Source organism: Roseovarius sp. W115, from assembly GCF_032842945.2.
Lineage (GTDB): Bacteria > Pseudomonadota > Alphaproteobacteria > Rhodobacterales > Rhodobacteraceae > Roseovarius > Roseovarius rhodophyticola.
The window spans coordinates 468,950-483,884 of the sequence record NZ_CP146606.1 but is presented as its reverse complement, the minus strand read 5'-3'; the positions used below and the strand labels follow the sequence as shown (position 1 = coordinate 483,884).

Genomic DNA, 14,935 nt, shown 5'->3' with positions numbered 1-14,935 from the left:
GCTCACATCCCCTCCGGCTTGTTCTCAAAAACGGTCGCACGCCGCCCCCTCAACACGATATCAAACCGGTAGGCGAGACAGTCAAACGGTGTGGCCGCTTCCAGATCTAGCCGCGCCACCAACCGGTCAATCGCGCCTTTATCGGGAATGGCCTGCACAATTGGGCAAAGCGCCACCAAAGGGTCGCCTTCAAAGTAAAGTTGGGTAATCAGGCGCTGGGGCAAGCCTGATCCCATGACCGAAACGTGGATATGCGCAGGCCGCCAACTGTTTTCAGAATTGGGCCAGGGATAGGGTCCGGGGCGCAGCGTGTGAAACCGGTATTGTCCGCCATCATCACTTAGCGTGCGTCCGCAACCGCCGAAATTGGGGTCAAGCGGCGCGAGGTAGTCATCATTGCGATGCCGATACCGGCCACCTGCATTGGCCTGCCAAATCTCGATCAGTGTGCCCGGCACAGGCCGCGCATCCTGATCCATCACGCGTCCTTGCAGCAAGATCCGCTCGCCGATCGGTACGCCGTCGCGTGCGTAGTTTTGCAGCAGATCATGATCCAACGGCCCAAGATCACCATGCCCAAAAACAGGCCCGCTCTCCGGGACGCACCCCTCTGGCATTCGCACCAAAGGGGCCGAAGGCGCGCGCAGACGCGTGGTTTTGTAGGCAGGCGTCAGCGCCGGGGGCTGCACCGCCCAGTCACGTGCGCGATACCCGCTCATATCTCGACACCCATGTCGGCATAAACGGATTTGGCCAGCTTCAGCGCATGATTGGCGCGAGGCACTCCGGCATAGATCGCCACATGCATCAAAGCCTCGCGCACATCTTCAGGACTGGCGCCAGTATTGGCCGTGGCACGCAGATGCATGGCAAACTCGTCGTCCATGCCCTGTGCTGCCAGCAACGCTAGCGTGAGCATCGAGCGTTCCCGTAGGGTGATCTGATCGCTGGCCCAGACAGTGCCCCAAGCCCCTTGGGTTATTAGCTCCTGGAAGGGGTCGTCAAAATCAGATGCCATAGTGCTGGCGCGGTCCACATGCGCATCCCCCAGAACCTTGCGACGCACGGTCTCGCCAGGTTGCTCTGGGTCTGCCATCTATTTGCCCGTCCAGACCGGATCGCGCTTTTCGGCAAAGGCGCGGGCGCCTTCCAGCTGATCCTCGCTGTCATAGAGCACATCAACCGATCCAAATTGCCGTTTGGTGATCCGGTTCATCGCATCCTGAAACGTCATCGCGTCGGCCTCGCGCACAATCTCCTTGATCGCGGCGTAGACAAGCGGCGGGCCCGAGGCCAGAAGATCGGCCATCTCACGCGCCTTTGCCATAAGATCGGCCCCTGGATGGATTTGGTTGATCATGCCCCAGCGTGCGGCCTCTTCGGCATCGATCCAGCGCCCGGTCAGCAGCATCTCCATCGCGATATGATAGGGAATGCGCTTGGGAAGCTTCACCGAAGCCGCATCCGCCACAGTGCCAGACCGTATCTCTGGCAACGCAAACTGCGCATGATCCGCGGCCAGAATGATGTCTGCGGACAAAGCCCATTCCAGCCCCCCACCACAGCAAATCCCGTTCACAGCGGCAATCACCGGCTTGTTCATCGCCCGCAACTCCTGCAAGCCGCCAAAACCGCCGACACCGTAATCGCCGTCCACCGCATCGCCGTCTGCGGCTGCCTTCAAATCCCAGCCGGGGCAGAAAAACTTTTCGCCAGCCCCGGTGATGATGGCCACGCGCAGGTCCGGGGTGTCACGAAAGTCGCGAAACACCTCGCCCATGATGCGGCTGGTTTTCAAGTCAATCGCATTGGCCTTGGGACGGTCCAGCGTCACCTCAAGCACATGGCCCCGTGTTTCGGTTTTGACCGGGTGGTCCGTCATGATGCCTCTCCAATTCTGATCAATGCATCCACCGCAATGGCGTCCGTTTCCGTGCAAATCAGAGGATTGATTTCCACTTCTTCCAACTGTGCCGCGTGGTCGGTTACATAGTCCTGCACCGCCAATACGGCTTTTGCAGCCTTATTCAAATCACATCCCGCCTTGCCGCGATACCCGTTCAGGATCGGCGCAACGCGCAGGTCTTGCAAGGCGTCGACAATCTCGCGCTCCGTAACAGGCAGAAGCAGAGAGACACTGTCCGCCAGGATCTCTGTCAGCGTGCCGCCCGCTCCGAGTGTCAGGACAAAGCCATGTGCCGGGTCACGCAACACGCCGATGAGCAACTCAGCAACGGCACCTGTGGCCATTTCTTCGACGAGAAACCCATCGCACCGCATGTCTGTAGCCGCGTCTTCGACAGCCTTGGGCGTCGTCAGGTTCAGTGCGACGAACCCCGCTTCGGTTTTGTGCGCCACGCCTGTGCCTTTGAGAACGACGGGACAGGTCAGCGCCTTACACGCTGCAGCAGCCTCAGCGGGTGTGTCGGCTGTGATGGCGTTTGGGACGACAAGCCCGTATGACGCCAGTGTGGCTTTGGCCTGCGCCTCTGAAAGCACGCGTGGCTCAACCGGCGCACCGGGCTGCGTAACAGGGGACGCGTCCGGTACCTCCGACAGGCTGGCCACCTCAATGGCGCTCAGCGCATCATCCAGACCGTGCATCGGAACCATCCCGCCATTGACAATGCGCTGTGCCACGTCTTCTGACATGGCTTCAGGTAAGGTGGCGACCAAAGCCAATGGCTTTTGCACCTCTTGTGCCGCACTTGCCCCGGCCTCAATCACACAATCCCATGCTCCGGGATCACACAGGTCCGCGCGGGGGAAATCGACAATGATGCAGCCAATATCGACCCGCCCCTTGAGCATGGCCGTGAAAACCTCGGCCATGCGGGCCACGTCATTCCATATAAAAGTGTGGTAATCCAGTGGGTTCGACAAAGCCACCATCGGGCCAAGTGCCTTTCGCAGACTTTTGACCTGAGCGTCTGAAAGCGCCGGAAACGAAATCGAGCGCGCTTCGGCGCTGTCCGCCATCAGACTGGCCTCTCCTCCTGAACATGACATGGACACCACGCGGTTCGAGGCCAGCGGTCCGGCGCAATGCAAGAGCTTCAGGCTCTCCAGCCAGGCAGGCAGGCTTTCAACCTGTGCAATCCCGAGCCGCTTCAGAAGCGCGCGCGCGCCCGCATCACTCCCGGCCAGCGAGGCGGTATGGGATATCGCCGCGGCCTGCGCCTGCGCCGACTTGCCCGCCTTGAGCGCCACGATGCGTTTGCCAAGACCGCGTGCCTCTCTGGCCAAGGTCTCAAACGCCGTCAGATCGTCAATGCCTTCAATATGTAGACCCAGCGTTGTCACACGCGGATCGCGCAGCAATGCAAGTCCAACATCTGACAGTCCGGTTTGCGCCTGATTGCCCACCGTGGCCACATAAGCCAGCGGCAGGGCGCGCGCCTGCATCGTCACGTTGATTGCCATATTTGAGCTTTGCATCACGACTGCAACGCCACGCTCCACCCGCCTGCCGCCATGTTGGTCCGGCCACAACAGGGCCCCGTCCAGATAGTTGATCACGCCATAGCAATTTGGCCCGAGGATTGGCATTTCACCCGCGGCCTCCAGCAAGGCCTGCTGAAGATCCGCTCCATCGCCTGTTTCGGATTGTGCCTCAAGAAAACCAGAGGCAAAACAGACAGCACCCCCTGCGCCCATCTCACGCAGGCTGCGCACCATCTCGATGGTCAGGTTCCGGTTAACCCCGATAAACACCGCATCCGGCACGTCGGGCAGGGCGGTGAGGTCTGAGTACGCTTTGACACCCGCCACGTCCGTTTTTTTGGGGTGCACCGGCCAAAGAGCGCCCTCAAAGCCCATCTTGAGACACTGGTTCACAACACTTGCACACCACGCGCCACCACCGATCACTGCAATGGATTCAGGTCGGAAGAGACGGTCGAGATCACGCATTTTGTCGGTCTCGCGCAGAAAAGAATTTTGCCTCCGGCGGGGATATTTTGAGCAAGAAGAAAGACATTCTTAACCAAACTCCCTCAGCCTCACAGAGCGGCACAGGCGGGGACGCCGATGGCCGTGCAAGGAGAAGGGTCAGCCCTTTTTCAAGGAGGGGCGGCTTTGTTGTCCCCTCCTTTCTTCTTGCTGAAAATATCCTCGCCGAAGGCATTGAAACTCTTAAGCCCCCAGAGGTCGCAAAAGATCGCGGCTGATAATGTGGCGCTGGATTTCCGAGGTCCCATCCCAGATCCGTTCCACCCGCGCGTCGCGCCAGAACCGTTCAATGGGAAAGTCATCCATCAGGCCCATACCGCCAAAGATCTGCAGCGTTGCATCTGTCACCCGTGCCAGCATTTCTGACGCATAAAGCTTGGCCGAGGCGATCTCACGATTGGCCGGCAGACCCTGATCCAACCGCCAGGCGGAGGCGAGCGTCAGCCAGTCGGCCGCATCAATCTCGGTGATCATATCAGCGATCTGAAAGCTTACGCCCTGAAACTTGCCGATCTGCTGGCCGAATTGCTTGCGCTCTGCGGCATAGCTCAGTGCATAGTCAAACACCCGCCGCGCCCGGCCCACGCTCATGGTGGCGACGGTGATGCGCGTGGCGTAGAGCCATTCATTCATCACCTCAAACCCGCCATCCACTTCTCCCAGCACTTGCGCATCCGGCAGGCGGCAGTCGTCGAATTCCAGGATCATGTTCTTGTAGCCGCGATGGCTGACGGATTTATACCCCTCCCGAATGGTAAAGCCCGGCGTGCCGCGGTCGACGAGGAACGTGGTGATGCGCTTCTTGGGGCCTTTGGGCGTGTCATCCTCACCGGTGGCGATGAAGACAATGATGAAATCCGCATGATCCGCGCCAGAGATGAAATGCTTGGAGCCATTGATCACCCAATCCCCGCCCTCGCGCCGCGCGTTGCATTTCATGCCGCGCACATCCGATCCCGCATCCGGCTCAGTCATGGCCAGCGCGTCCATCCGCTCACCGCGCACGGCGGGCAGAAGATACCGATCCACCTGCTCGCCCTCACAGGCCATCAGGATGTTCTGCGGGCGGCCAAAGAAATGCGTCAGCGCCATGGACCCACGTCCCAGCTCGCGCTCGACCAAAGCGAAATCCACATGGCTCAGCCCGGCACCGCCTACGCTTTCAGGAAAATTACAGGCGTAAAACCCAAGCTCCTGACATTTGCGCTTGATCTCTTGGCTCACCTCATGGGGCACCTCACCACTGCGCTCGACCCTATCCTCATGCGGATAAATCTCGTTCTCCACAAAACTGCGCACGGTGGAGACGATCATCTCCTGCTCTTCGGTCAATCCAAACTGCATCGCGTTACTCCTCTGCATGCAGCGCGGCCAGCGCGTCCACATTGGCCGCAACATCGTCAGGCGGCGCGCAAGTCCGCCGCGTCTCCAGGCTCACATGCAGCATCAGCTGATCACAGGTCGCCATCACCTCACCATCACTGGCCCGCTTCATCTCATGAAAACAGCGCAGCTTCTTGCCACGCCCCTCGGTCACGGCGGTATGCACGACCACGCGCTCTCCGGCATGTGTTTCGGCCAGATACTTCACCGTCGTCTCCACCGTGAAATAGCTCAGCTTCTGCGTGGTGATGTAATCCTCATCCGCGCCCACTGCAGCCATCACCGCCTCGGCCGCGTCGCTGAAAATCTGACCATATCGGCCTTCATTCATGTGTCCGTTGATGTCCGTCCAATCAATCGGCACGACCCGATCCTGAGTGACCATCGGCGCGGCATCGGCAGGCGTTTCGCGCAACACATCATCATGCGCCCGCGCCACAGCACCCGCGCCCCAGTTGGCGCGCTTCATCGACCGGATGATGCCGATCAGATTGTCATCGCGTATGATTTCCAACTCGCGCGGCCCCAGCCCCCCGGCCTGGGCATCACACTGATCCCCGACCTTGTCGACGAAATCCTCCGTCAAATCCGGCACATCCATCAACTTGGTCCAGGGCCATTTCAGGCAGGGCCCGAACATTGCCAGCATGGCACGCATACCACCCTCGCCCCCGGCCAGATGGAAGGTCTGCATCGTGCCCATCTGCGCCCAGCGCAGACCCGGACCATAGGCAATCGCCGCATCAATCTCGTCCGCCGTGGCCACATCGTCATGCAAGAGCCAAAGCGCCTCGCGCCAGAGCGCCTCTTGCAACCGGTCCGACAGGAACCCTTCGATTTCGACCCGGCAATGCAACGGGTACATCCCCAACCCGCGATAAATCTTCTTTGCCGTCTCGATATGCGCGGCGTCTGTCTGTTTGCCTGCCACCAGTTCGACCAAAGGCAAGAGGTACACAGGGTTGAACGGGTGTGCGACGATCAGCCGACCGGGGTGCGCCATCTCGGCTTGCAGGTCACTGGGCATAATGCCTGAGGTGGATGAGGCGATGATCCCGTCGGTGTTCACAGCCTCAATCTGGGCATAAACCTTGCGCTTGATGTCGACGCGCTCCGGCACCGCCTCGACGATCAAAGCAGCTCCTTCAGCGGCTTCTTCCAGTGTGGCGCACAAGGTCACGTTACCCTCTTCAGGCAGCGCCACGTCCACCACCATCGGCATCGCCCGACGCGCGTTGGTCATTACCTCACTGATCTTGCGCTCGGCCTCAGGATCGGGGTCAAACACCCGCACGTCCCATCCGTTTAACGCAAACCGCGCGGCCCAGCCTCCGCCAATCACGCCGCCGCCTACGATACAGAAACTCTTTGTCATGGGTTGGTCATCCTCTATTTCTGGATCATCCGAAGCGTGTCATAGCCATTGAAGGACAGAATTTCGCGCGCGGCGATGATCCGGTCCTCGCCCTCTGTTGGTTTGCGGTCAAGCACCCAGCCATAGCTGCCATCCGGGGTTCCTATGGCGGCCGTGCGGAACCCCTCATCAACCCAGATCACCCAAAGTTCGAAACGCTCTCCGCTGCCATTCGTCAGCCGATAGCGGTTCTGTCCAAGCGGCTCGCTCCGCCAGACCTCTGCGCTGTTCTCGCAGTTGCCACTCAGAAGGCAGTCAGAGCGCAAAAATTCCACCGCCGGAGCGCCGTTCAGGTTTTCGATGAACGTGACCAGCGCGAGACTGCGATCCCCCGGAAAATGCGCCCGCATGTGCCATGGGCCAGCAAGGTCGGCGGCTGTGCCGCGTGTGGTCACGGTCAATGGCACCGACGTATCGCGGAAACCGTCATCGACCGGTGTCCTGCCAAAACAGCCTGAAAGGCTTATCAATGCAGCAATTGCAAAGGCCAGTTTAGTGGTTCGCTTCATCGGCCTTTCCTTTGCGCATCTTCCGGGTCGAGTGCTGGTAGGGATGCGGCCATTCTTGCCTGAGAAAAGGAGCAACACCATGAATATTCAGTTTGTCGGACTGCCCTTGCATCAGGTTGCGCAAACCAAGACCAGCGGTTTGGATGCCTATGACAACCCGATTGAGACACATTGCTCGGACGGCGAGGCGTATCCCTGTCGGCATTGCCTGGGCGAAACGCCAGCGGGAGAAGACTATCTGATCCTCGCATGGCGGCCTTTCGAGACGTCAAACCCTTATGCTGAGACCGGACCGATCTTTCTGTGTGCGGCTGATTGCAAGGCAATGGCACCGTCAGACAAAGTGCCGACGATCCTTGTGTCTCCGAGCTATCTGGTGCGTGGTTATTCCAAGGATGAGCGGATTGTTTATGGCACGGGTCAAGTTGTCCAAACCTCAAAGATCGCGGCGTATGCGCGTGAGCTGTTGGCCGATCCGACAATCGCCTTTGTCGATGTGCGCAGCGCGTCGAATTACTGTTTTCAATGTCGAATAGAACGTACGTAAACCCCGCCATCACACCAACGTCTCCGTATGTCCATCGATGTTCAGAACTTGACCGGAAATCTTGGATGCCGCAGGTGAGGCCAGGAAAAGAACAGTGTTGGCCAGATCATCGGCACTCACCCAGGATCGCAGGCTCACGCCTTTGACATATTGTGCGCGCACCTCGGCCTCCGGCTTGCCACTGGCCTTGGCTTCCATCGCAACCACGCGGTCCATGCGCGCGCCTTCGACGGCGCCCGGCGCAATGGCGTTGACGCGCACCCCGGCGGGGCCAAGCTCCATCGCCAGTGTCTTTGTGAGGCCCACCAAAGCCCATTTGGCCGAAGAATAGGGCGCGCGATAGGGGTGCCCCCATTGCCCGGAGGTTGACGTGGTGATCACAATCAAGCCGTCACCTTGCGCCCGCATCACACGCGCCGCCCAGCGACAGGTCAGGAAGGCGCCATGCAGGTTCACCGCGATACAGTCCTGCCAGGCCTGATAGTCCAAATCTTCGATCAGGCCCGCAGGCCCGCCGGTGCCGGCATTGGCACAGACCACATCTGCGCCGCCAAAGGCCGCTTCGACCTCTGACAAAAACGCTTCCATCTGGGCGGCGTCCGCCACATCCGCCTGACGCACGATCATGTCCGGATGCGCCTCAGCCATCTCAGTTACCGCCTGCGCATCCGCATCACAGACCGCAACATGCGCGCCGGTCTCGGCAAACCGTTCCGCCAGCCGCTTGCCGATGCCCGACGCCCCGCCGGTGATCACCACGCGCTGGGTCATAGGGTGCGGCCAGTGACGGCGTCAGTGAAAACACCGACGCAATACCGACGTGATACCGACGTGATACCGACGCGCATTCTTTACACCGGAGCGCGCTTGGTCAGGCCAAGCTTGTCCCGCACCTCTTGAGGCCCGATCACACGCGCGCCAAGCCGTTCGATTAACTCCACCGCGCGTCCCACCAGTTGCTCATTGGTGGCCAGCACGCCCTTGTCGAGCATCAGGTTGTCTTCCAACCCGACCCTTACATTGCCTCCTGCCAAAACAGCGGCGGCGACATAAGGCATCTGGTTGCGCCCCAGACCGAAGGCCGAAAAGGTCCAATCCTCCGGCACGTTATTCACCATCGCCATGAAGGTATTGAGGTCATCCGGCGCACCCCAGGGCACTCCCATGCAGAGCTGAACCAAAGCAGGGTTGTCGAGAATGCCGTCCTTAACAAGTTGTTTTGCATACCATAAATGACCTGTGTCAAACGCCTCGATCTCTGGCTTCACGCCAAGCTCGGTCATCATCTTGCCCATCGCGGTCAGCATGCCGGGCGTGTTGGTCATCACGTAATCGGCTTCGGCAAAGTTCATCGTGCCGCAATCCAGCGTGCAAATCTCGGGCCGGCATTCCGCCACATGCGCCACGCGCTCCGTGGCCCCCACCATGTCGGTTGTGTCCGAGAGGGGCAGGGGGTTTTCTGGACTGCCAAAGATCACGTCCCCGCCCATGCCTGCGGTGAGGTTCAAAACGACATCCACTTCCGCGTCCCTGATGCGGTCTGTCACTTCGCGATAGAGCTTCAGACCCCGTGCCGCCACGCCTGTCTCGGGGTCTCGCACATGGCAATGCACCACCGCCGCCCCGGCTTTGGCCGCGGCGATAGCGCTGTCGGCGATCTGCTTGGGGCTGCGCGGCACATGCGGGCTGCGATCTTGTGTACCGCCGCCCCCCGTGACGGCACAGGTGATGAAAACCTCGCGGTTCATGGCAAGCGGCATCTGTGATCCTCCCAAATCTGTTGCGAAAGCGTATCGTGCTAGCCTGAGTCAAGAATTTGCATTAAATGACAAAAATCATGCCGGAATGGACAAATTCATCTTCTCGCCCCATCAAGGTCAGCCTGCTGCTCTTTGATCAGTTCTCCAACCTATGTCTGGCCAACTGTATCGAACCACTGCGCGCGGCCAATATGCAAGGGACAGGGCAGGTGTTCGACTGGTCAATCTTCAGCCCTGATGGCTCTGCTTGCCAGTCTTCCAGCGGTCTGGACGTATTGGCACAGGCGGCTCTACCGGCCTTGCAGTCAACCGATTACCTCTTTGTCATGGCCAGTTATGGCCACAGTCGCCATGACACACCACAAATACGCCGCCTGATACGCGAGATGGCACGGCGGGCGAAAGTGGTTGTGGGCCTTGATGCGGGTCCATGGCTTCTGGCGGCTGCAGGGCTTCTGGATGGGCGACGCGCAACAGTGCACTGGGACCTGCTGGATTCCTTCACCGAACGGTTTTTGGCAGTAGATGTCGAACAGGCGCGCCTGGTGCGCGATGGTCCAGTGGTGACGTGCGCAGGCGCAATGTCTGCATTGGATCTGACGCTGGATTTGATTTCGGATCACCTTGGCATGGCTGCGCGGCTCGAGGTTGAGGCTTTGTTTATGCACGGCGATCCACCGGTGGATCAGTCGAAATCCTCAAAGCTATCTGACCCGCTTGTGCAGCGTGCCCTGCAACTGATGCGGGACAGCGTGGAAAAGCCGCTGTCGCTGACGCAATTGGCTCAGATACTGTCCTGCCAGTCGCGTACTCTGGACCGCCGGTTTCGTGCACGCCTGGGCGCACCTCCGGGCAAGGTCTATCGTCACTTACGGCTGGCCGCGGCGCGCAAACTGATCGAAGACAGCCCGATCAGCATCGCCGAGATTGCCGTGCGCTGTGGCTATGATTCCCCATCGGCGCTCACGCGCGCCATCAGACAGCATTACGGCGCGACACCACGCGCGCTACGACGTGGTTGACACAGGTCACGCCGCCACACAGTGTTCGCCGTCATGGAGAATGACAAAAAGAGTGTCGCAATCATTGGCGCAGGTATCGTGGGCGTGTCCACGGCCATCTGGCTTTTGCGGGAAGGGCATGACGTTGTTCTGATCGACAAGAACGGTCCCGGCGAAGGAACGAGCTTTGGCAATGCCGGGCTTCTGGCCTCGGCCGCGACGCTTCCGGTGCCCATGCCCGGGCTGCTGGGGAAAGTGCCACGCATGCTGTTCAAACGGAACGAGCCGCTGTTCCTGCGTTGGGCGCACCTGCCCAAACTGCTGCCATGGATCTTGCCCTATTTGCGCTACGCCAACGAGCCCGCCGCACGTCAGCGCGCTCAGGATATTCAACCCATCATTGGCGACAGTCTGGCGGATCATCAGGCAATGTCGAACGGAACAGGCGCTGAAGAGTTTATTGTTCCCACTGACTATGTCTTTGGATATCAAACGAAATCTGGATACATGGCCGATCAGCTGGCTTGGTCCGTGCGCAGTGAGCAAGGGTTTGAGTGGGATGAACTGACCGGGGATCAGTTTCGCGCCTATGATCCGATTTATTCCGATCTGGTGGGCTATGCTGCCATTTTGAAAAACCATGGGCGGATCACCGATCCGGGCGCGTATGTCAAAGCTCTGGCGCGATTTGCAGAAACCCAAGGGACGCGCATCCTGAAGGCGGATGTCACGGATGTGGTGCGCGACAACGGACGTGTCACTGGTGTGCGAGCCGGAGGCGAGACACTGCGATGCGACACAGTGGTTCTGGCGGCTGGCGCCTGGTCCAAAACCCTCGTAGAACAGCTTGGTCTCAAGGTCCCATTGCATCCAGAGAGCGGTTTTCACATGGAGCTTTGGGAGCCGTCGCTGGTGCCGCGTTCGCCGGTCATGCTGGCGGCAGGCAAATTCGTGATTACCCCTATGGACGGTCGCTTGCGACTGGCGGGCATGGTTGGATATGGCGGCTTTGATGCGGTGCCATCCCGGGCGCCATACCGGTTGTTTCTTGAATACCTGCGGCGCGCAATTCCCGAGCTGACATGGCAAGACACCACAGAATGGATGGGGCACCGCCCGGCCATGCGAGACTCGATTCCTTTCATTGGCGCGATTCCGGGTGTTCAGGGGGCCTACGCTGGGTTCGGTCACGACCATGTCGGCCTGACGGGAGGTCCCAAAACAGGGCAAATCTTATCTCAGCTCATTTCCGGAAAATCGCCAAACATAGACTTGGCGCCCTACGCCCCCGAACGGTTCACGCCCGGTTTGCGACGTTAGAACGCACCTGAACGGCCAGAAGCCTTAAAAGATTGATGAAGGTGATGCAAAACCGTTTCACCTGTGTCTTTTTGCCCGATCCCGAGTCTTTTCTTCGGGAATTATTGGGCCATATACAAGGCGCTGCTTGGCGGTTACATACATTAAAACTCAGATCAGGAACGTCCGTGTCTCTCTTCCTCGTTGTTGCACTACCCTTTTTAGGCGCGCTCCTTCCGGGGCTGATGAACAGCGCCGGACGTCAGGCCTGTGCAGGCGTGACATTCATTGTCTCTTTGGCGGCCTTTATCGGGCTTCTGACCAATTTACCGGCCATCATGGCAGGCGAGGTTGTGCAGGCGAGGGTCGACTGGCTTCCGGCTTTGGGTTTGAATTTCAACCTGATGCTTGATGGCCTGGGCTTTTTCTTTGCCTTTTTGATCCTTGGCATCGGCCTTCTTATCATCACATATGCGCGCTACTACCTGTCGCGCGACGACAATATGGGTGAGTTTTTCACCTATTTGCTGCTTTTTCAGGGCGCGATGGTGGGGATCACGCTCTCTGACAACATCCTGCTTTTGCTGGTTTTCTGGGAACTGACATCCCTCTCTTCCTTCCTGTTGATCGGGTATTGGAAACATCTGCCCGAGGGCCGGCAAGGCGCGCGCATGGCGCTGGCCGTGACCGGTATGGGCGGTTTGGCGATGATCGCGGGCATGCTCATTCTGGGCAATATTGTGGGCAGCTATGACTTCAGTGTGATCCTGCAAAACCGCGAGTTGATCCAGGCCTCGCCGCACTATGTTCCGGCTCTGATCCTGATCCTGCTGGGCTGTTTCACCAAGTCGGCGCAGTTCCCGTTCCACTTCTGGCTGCCGCACGCGATGGCCGCGCCAACACCTGTCTCGGCCTATCTGCATTCGGCCACGATGGTGAAGGCAGGGATCTTCCTGATGGCCCGTATGTGGCCTGCTTTGTCAGGCACGCCGGAATGGGTGATGATTGTCACCACCGCCGGTTTGATCACGATGGTATTGGGCGCGGTCATTGCGCTCTTCAAACATGATCTCAAGGCGCTATTGGCGTTCTCAACGGTAAGCCATCTGGGCCTCATCACCATGCTTTTGGGCACAGGTACGGCCTTTGGCGCTTTGGCGGCGGTGTTCCACATTCTCAACCACGCGACGTTCAAGGCCGCGCTCTTTATGTCTGCGGGTATTGTCGACCACGAGGCAAAGACCCGCGATATTCCAAGGCTGGGTGGGTTGGCCAAGCTCATGCCTGTGACATTTGTCATTGCAACCATTGCTGCCCTGTCCATGGCGGGTATTCCCTTCCTCAACGGCTTTTTGTCAAAGGAGATGATGCTCGAAGAGGCAACGCACACAACGCTCTTTGGGATTCCGTGGTTGGTGCCTGTTCTGGCCACCATCGGCTCACTCTTCTCAGCCGCCTACTGCTTCCGCTTCATCGGGCACACGTTCCTGGGCCCGGTGCGCGACGATTATCCCGCACACCCGCATGATCCGGGCCCTGGTATGTGGCTACCTCCGGCAATCCTCGTGGTTCTGGTGGTTGTCATCGGTGTTGCCCCCTTCCTGGCGCAGCCTGCGGTGTTCTTTGTTACCGAGGCCGTGCTGGGCGGCACGGCCGAAATACCGATTAAATACATCAAGATCTGGCACGGCCTTGTGCCTGCGCTTTTCATGTCGGTTGCCGCAGTTGTGGGGGGTCTGATTGTCCTGGCCATGTTCAAACCCTTGATGCGCGCCTGGGACGCAGCGCCGCGTCCCGAGGCGAAGGTGATTTTCGAAGGGCTCGTGGAAGCCATCGTAGGCTTTGCACAGGCGATCATCCTGCGTCTGCACAATGGATCATTCTCGCGCTACGCGGCGTTTGCGTCGCTCGCCATTGTGGTCGCCGGGTATTATGCTTGGCGCACCGGCACGGTTGGCGAGGCCACGCGCGTCATGCAGCCAGTCAGCCCTGTGGCTTTGGCAGGATGGGTGATGCTTGTCGCGGCGACCTGCGGCCTGGCGACATTGCACCGCAACCGCCTCTTGTCCCTGGTGCTGATCGGGATTGTTGGGCTGATGGTGTCGGTCGGCTTTGTATTCTTCAGCGCGCCTGACCTGGCCATGACCCAGATCACTGTCGAAGTGGTGACGATTATTCTGCTGCTTCTTGCCCTCAATTTCCTGCCCAACGTAACCCCGGTAGAAAGCTCGGCGCTGCGCCGCACACGCGACATTGCAGTCGCTATTGCCGGTGGTCTCGCAACAATGGGACTGTCGATGCACTATCTGCTGCGCGATGCGGTCACGACCCCAATCTCGGAATTTCACCTGGCCAACTCCTACAAAGGCGGTGGCGGGACGAATGTGGTCAACGTCATCCTTGTCGATTTCCGGGGCTTTGACACCTATGGTGAAATCATCGTTCTGGGCATCGCGGCCCTGCTGATTTACGCGCTCACAGAAACTCTTCTGTCCAGCACGGTGCGCGCGCGTTTGCTCAACCGCGTGCCGGATCAGCCGCAATCGGGCAGCCGCCATCCGATCATGATGGTTGTTCTCACGCGAGTGATGATGCCAGTGGTCCTGATGGTGGGCTTTTACATCTTCCTGCGCGGGCACAATGAGCCGGGCGGCGGGTTCATTGCGGGCCTGATCGTGTCAATTGGCGTGGTCATGCAGTATATGGCCAGCGGCTTTTCCTGGACCGCGGCGCGTATGCGCTACCCGTACCATGGCATCATCGGAGCAGGTGTTCTGATCGCCGGGCTGACGGGAATTGGATCATGGTTCGTCAGCAAACCATTCCTGACATCGGACTTCACCTACGTTCGCATCCCACCTTTCCAGGAGTTTGAATTGGCCACAGCGGCGCTCTTTGACCTTGGCGTGTTTCTTGCCGTGGTCGGGGCCGTGATGCTGTCTCTGGAAAGTTTCTCACGCCTCGCGCGCCGTCAGGATGCGGTGGATGATGCGCATCCGATGGATATCGACCCGTCGCGTGACGATCCACCAGACACCGACACGACGACGCAAGCGACGGAGGCCACCTGA

13 protein-coding genes are annotated in these 14,935 nt (G+C 59.3%); 4 read left to right on the top strand and 9 right to left on the bottom strand.

Going from position 1 to position 14,935, the window contains the following annotated elements:
- Positions 1-2 precede the first annotated feature (2 nt).
- From pcaH to RZS32_RS02415, 7 genes are all read right to left on the bottom strand, one after another.
- Positions 3-719, bottom strand: coding sequence for a protocatechuate 3,4-dioxygenase subunit beta (pcaH, locus tag RZS32_RS02445; protein WP_317055448.1), 717 nt, complete (start codon positions 717-719; stop codon positions 3-5).
- Positions 716-1,096: a 4-carboxymuconolactone decarboxylase gene (gene pcaC / locus RZS32_RS02440; protein ID WP_317055447.1), complete on the bottom strand. Its 381-nt coding sequence runs from the start codon at positions 1,094-1,096 to the stop codon at positions 716-718. Before pcaC ends, pcaH begins: the two co-directional genes overlap by 4 nt.
- A complete protein-coding gene (locus RZS32_RS02435; RefSeq protein WP_317055446.1) occupies positions 1,097-1,882 on the bottom strand; it encodes a carnitinyl-CoA dehydratase in 786 nt (261 codons plus the stop codon).
- Complete coding sequence (locus RZS32_RS02430) at positions 1,879-3,912, bottom strand: acetate--CoA ligase family protein (protein ID WP_317055445.1); 2,034 nt, start codon at positions 3,910-3,912, stop codon at positions 1,879-1,881. Before RZS32_RS02430 ends, RZS32_RS02435 begins: the two co-directional genes overlap by 4 nt.
- Before the next feature lie 222 nt (positions 3,913-4,134).
- Positions 4,135-5,295, bottom strand: coding sequence for an acyl-CoA dehydrogenase family protein (locus tag RZS32_RS02425; RefSeq protein ID WP_317055444.1), 1,161 nt, complete (start codon positions 5,293-5,295; stop codon positions 4,135-4,137).
- A gap of 4 nt (positions 5,296-5,299) precedes the next feature.
- Positions 5,300-6,709: a carnitine 3-dehydrogenase gene (locus tag RZS32_RS02420; protein WP_317055443.1), complete on the bottom strand. Its 1,410-nt coding sequence runs from the start codon at positions 6,707-6,709 to the stop codon at positions 5,300-5,302.
- A 14-nt stretch (positions 6,710-6,723) separates the two neighbouring features.
- Positions 6,724-7,257 (bottom strand): lipocalin family protein, encoded by a 534-nt coding sequence (locus RZS32_RS02415; RefSeq protein WP_317055442.1) that lies wholly within the window; start codon positions 7,255-7,257, stop codon positions 6,724-6,726.
- A 79-nt stretch (positions 7,258-7,336) separates the two neighbouring features.
- Between RZS32_RS02415 and RZS32_RS02410 the strand changes: the two genes are divergently transcribed.
- The gene (locus RZS32_RS02410; protein ID WP_317055441.1) at positions 7,337-7,804 is read left to right on the top strand and encodes a DUF1203 domain-containing protein; all 468 of its coding nucleotides are present in this window, start codon (positions 7,337-7,339) and stop codon (positions 7,802-7,804) included.
- 9 nt (positions 7,805-7,813) lie between these two features.
- Here the strand turns inward: RZS32_RS02410 and RZS32_RS02405 are convergent, their stop codons facing one another.
- Positions 7,814-8,575 carry an SDR family oxidoreductase gene (locus RZS32_RS02405; RefSeq protein ID WP_317055440.1) on the bottom strand — a complete coding sequence of 254 codons (762 nt, stop codon included), beginning with the start codon at positions 8,573-8,575 and terminating at the stop codon, positions 7,814-7,816.
- 80 nt (positions 8,576-8,655) lie between these two features.
- On the bottom strand, positions 8,656-9,564 hold the full coding sequence (locus RZS32_RS02400; protein WP_317055439.1) for a 3-keto-5-aminohexanoate cleavage protein: 909 nt from the start codon (positions 9,562-9,564) through the stop codon (positions 8,656-8,658).
- A gap of 65 nt (positions 9,565-9,629) precedes the next feature.
- On the opposite strand from RZS32_RS02400, the gene RZS32_RS02395 reads away from it, so the two are divergent.
- From RZS32_RS02395 to RZS32_RS02385, 3 genes are all read left to right on the top strand, one after another.
- Positions 9,630-10,586 carry a GlxA family transcriptional regulator gene (locus RZS32_RS02395; RefSeq protein WP_339106786.1) on the top strand — a complete coding sequence of 319 codons (957 nt, stop codon included), beginning with the start codon at positions 9,630-9,632 and terminating at the stop codon, positions 10,584-10,586.
- A gap of 33 nt (positions 10,587-10,619) precedes the next feature.
- Positions 10,620-11,885, top strand: a complete 1,266-nt coding sequence (locus RZS32_RS02390) for an NAD(P)/FAD-dependent oxidoreductase (protein WP_317055437.1) — start codon at positions 10,620-10,622, stop codon at positions 11,883-11,885.
- Between the two features lie 167 nt (positions 11,886-12,052).
- Complete coding sequence (locus tag RZS32_RS02385; RefSeq protein WP_339106785.1) at positions 12,053-14,935, top strand: monovalent cation/H+ antiporter subunit A; 2,883 nt, start codon at positions 12,053-12,055, stop codon at positions 14,933-14,935.

What these genes read in the sequence shown, in the direction of transcription:
- pcaH (WP_317055448.1), bottom strand. Translation starts at nt 719, where the DNA reads ATGAGCGGGTATCGCGCACGTGACTGGGCGGTGCAGCCCCCGGCGCTG.
- pcaC (WP_317055447.1), bottom strand. Translation starts at nt 1,096, where the DNA reads ATGGCAGACCCAGAGCAACCTGGCGAGACCGTGCGTCGCAAGGTTCTG.
- RZS32_RS02435 (WP_317055446.1), bottom strand. Translation starts at nt 1,882, where the DNA reads ATGACGGACCACCCGGTCAAAACCGAAACACGGGGCCATGTGCTTGAG.
- RZS32_RS02430 (WP_317055445.1), bottom strand. Translation starts at nt 3,912, where the DNA reads ATGCGTGATCTCGACCGTCTCTTCCGACCTGAATCCATTGCAGTGATC.
- RZS32_RS02425 (WP_317055444.1), bottom strand. Translation starts at nt 5,295, where the DNA reads ATGCAGTTTGGATTGACCGAAGAGCAGGAGATGATCGTCTCCACCGTG.
- RZS32_RS02420 (WP_317055443.1), bottom strand. Translation starts at nt 6,709, where the DNA reads ATGACAAAGAGTTTCTGTATCGTAGGCGGCGGCGTGATTGGCGGAGGC.
- RZS32_RS02415 (WP_317055442.1), bottom strand. Translation starts at nt 7,257, where the DNA reads ATGAAGCGAACCACTAAACTGGCCTTTGCAATTGCTGCATTGATAAGC.
- RZS32_RS02410 (WP_317055441.1), top strand. Translation starts at nt 7,337, where the DNA reads ATGAATATTCAGTTTGTCGGACTGCCCTTGCATCAGGTTGCGCAAACC.
- RZS32_RS02405 (WP_317055440.1), bottom strand. Translation starts at nt 8,575, where the DNA reads ATGACCCAGCGCGTGGTGATCACCGGCGGGGCGTCGGGCATCGGCAAG.
- RZS32_RS02400 (WP_317055439.1), bottom strand. Translation starts at nt 9,564, where the DNA reads ATGCCGCTTGCCATGAACCGCGAGGTTTTCATCACCTGTGCCGTCACG.
- RZS32_RS02395 (WP_339106786.1), top strand. Translation starts at nt 9,630, where the DNA reads ATGACAAAAATCATGCCGGAATGGACAAATTCATCTTCTCGCCCCATC.
- RZS32_RS02390 (WP_317055437.1), top strand. Translation starts at nt 10,620, where the DNA reads ATGGAGAATGACAAAAAGAGTGTCGCAATCATTGGCGCAGGTATCGTG.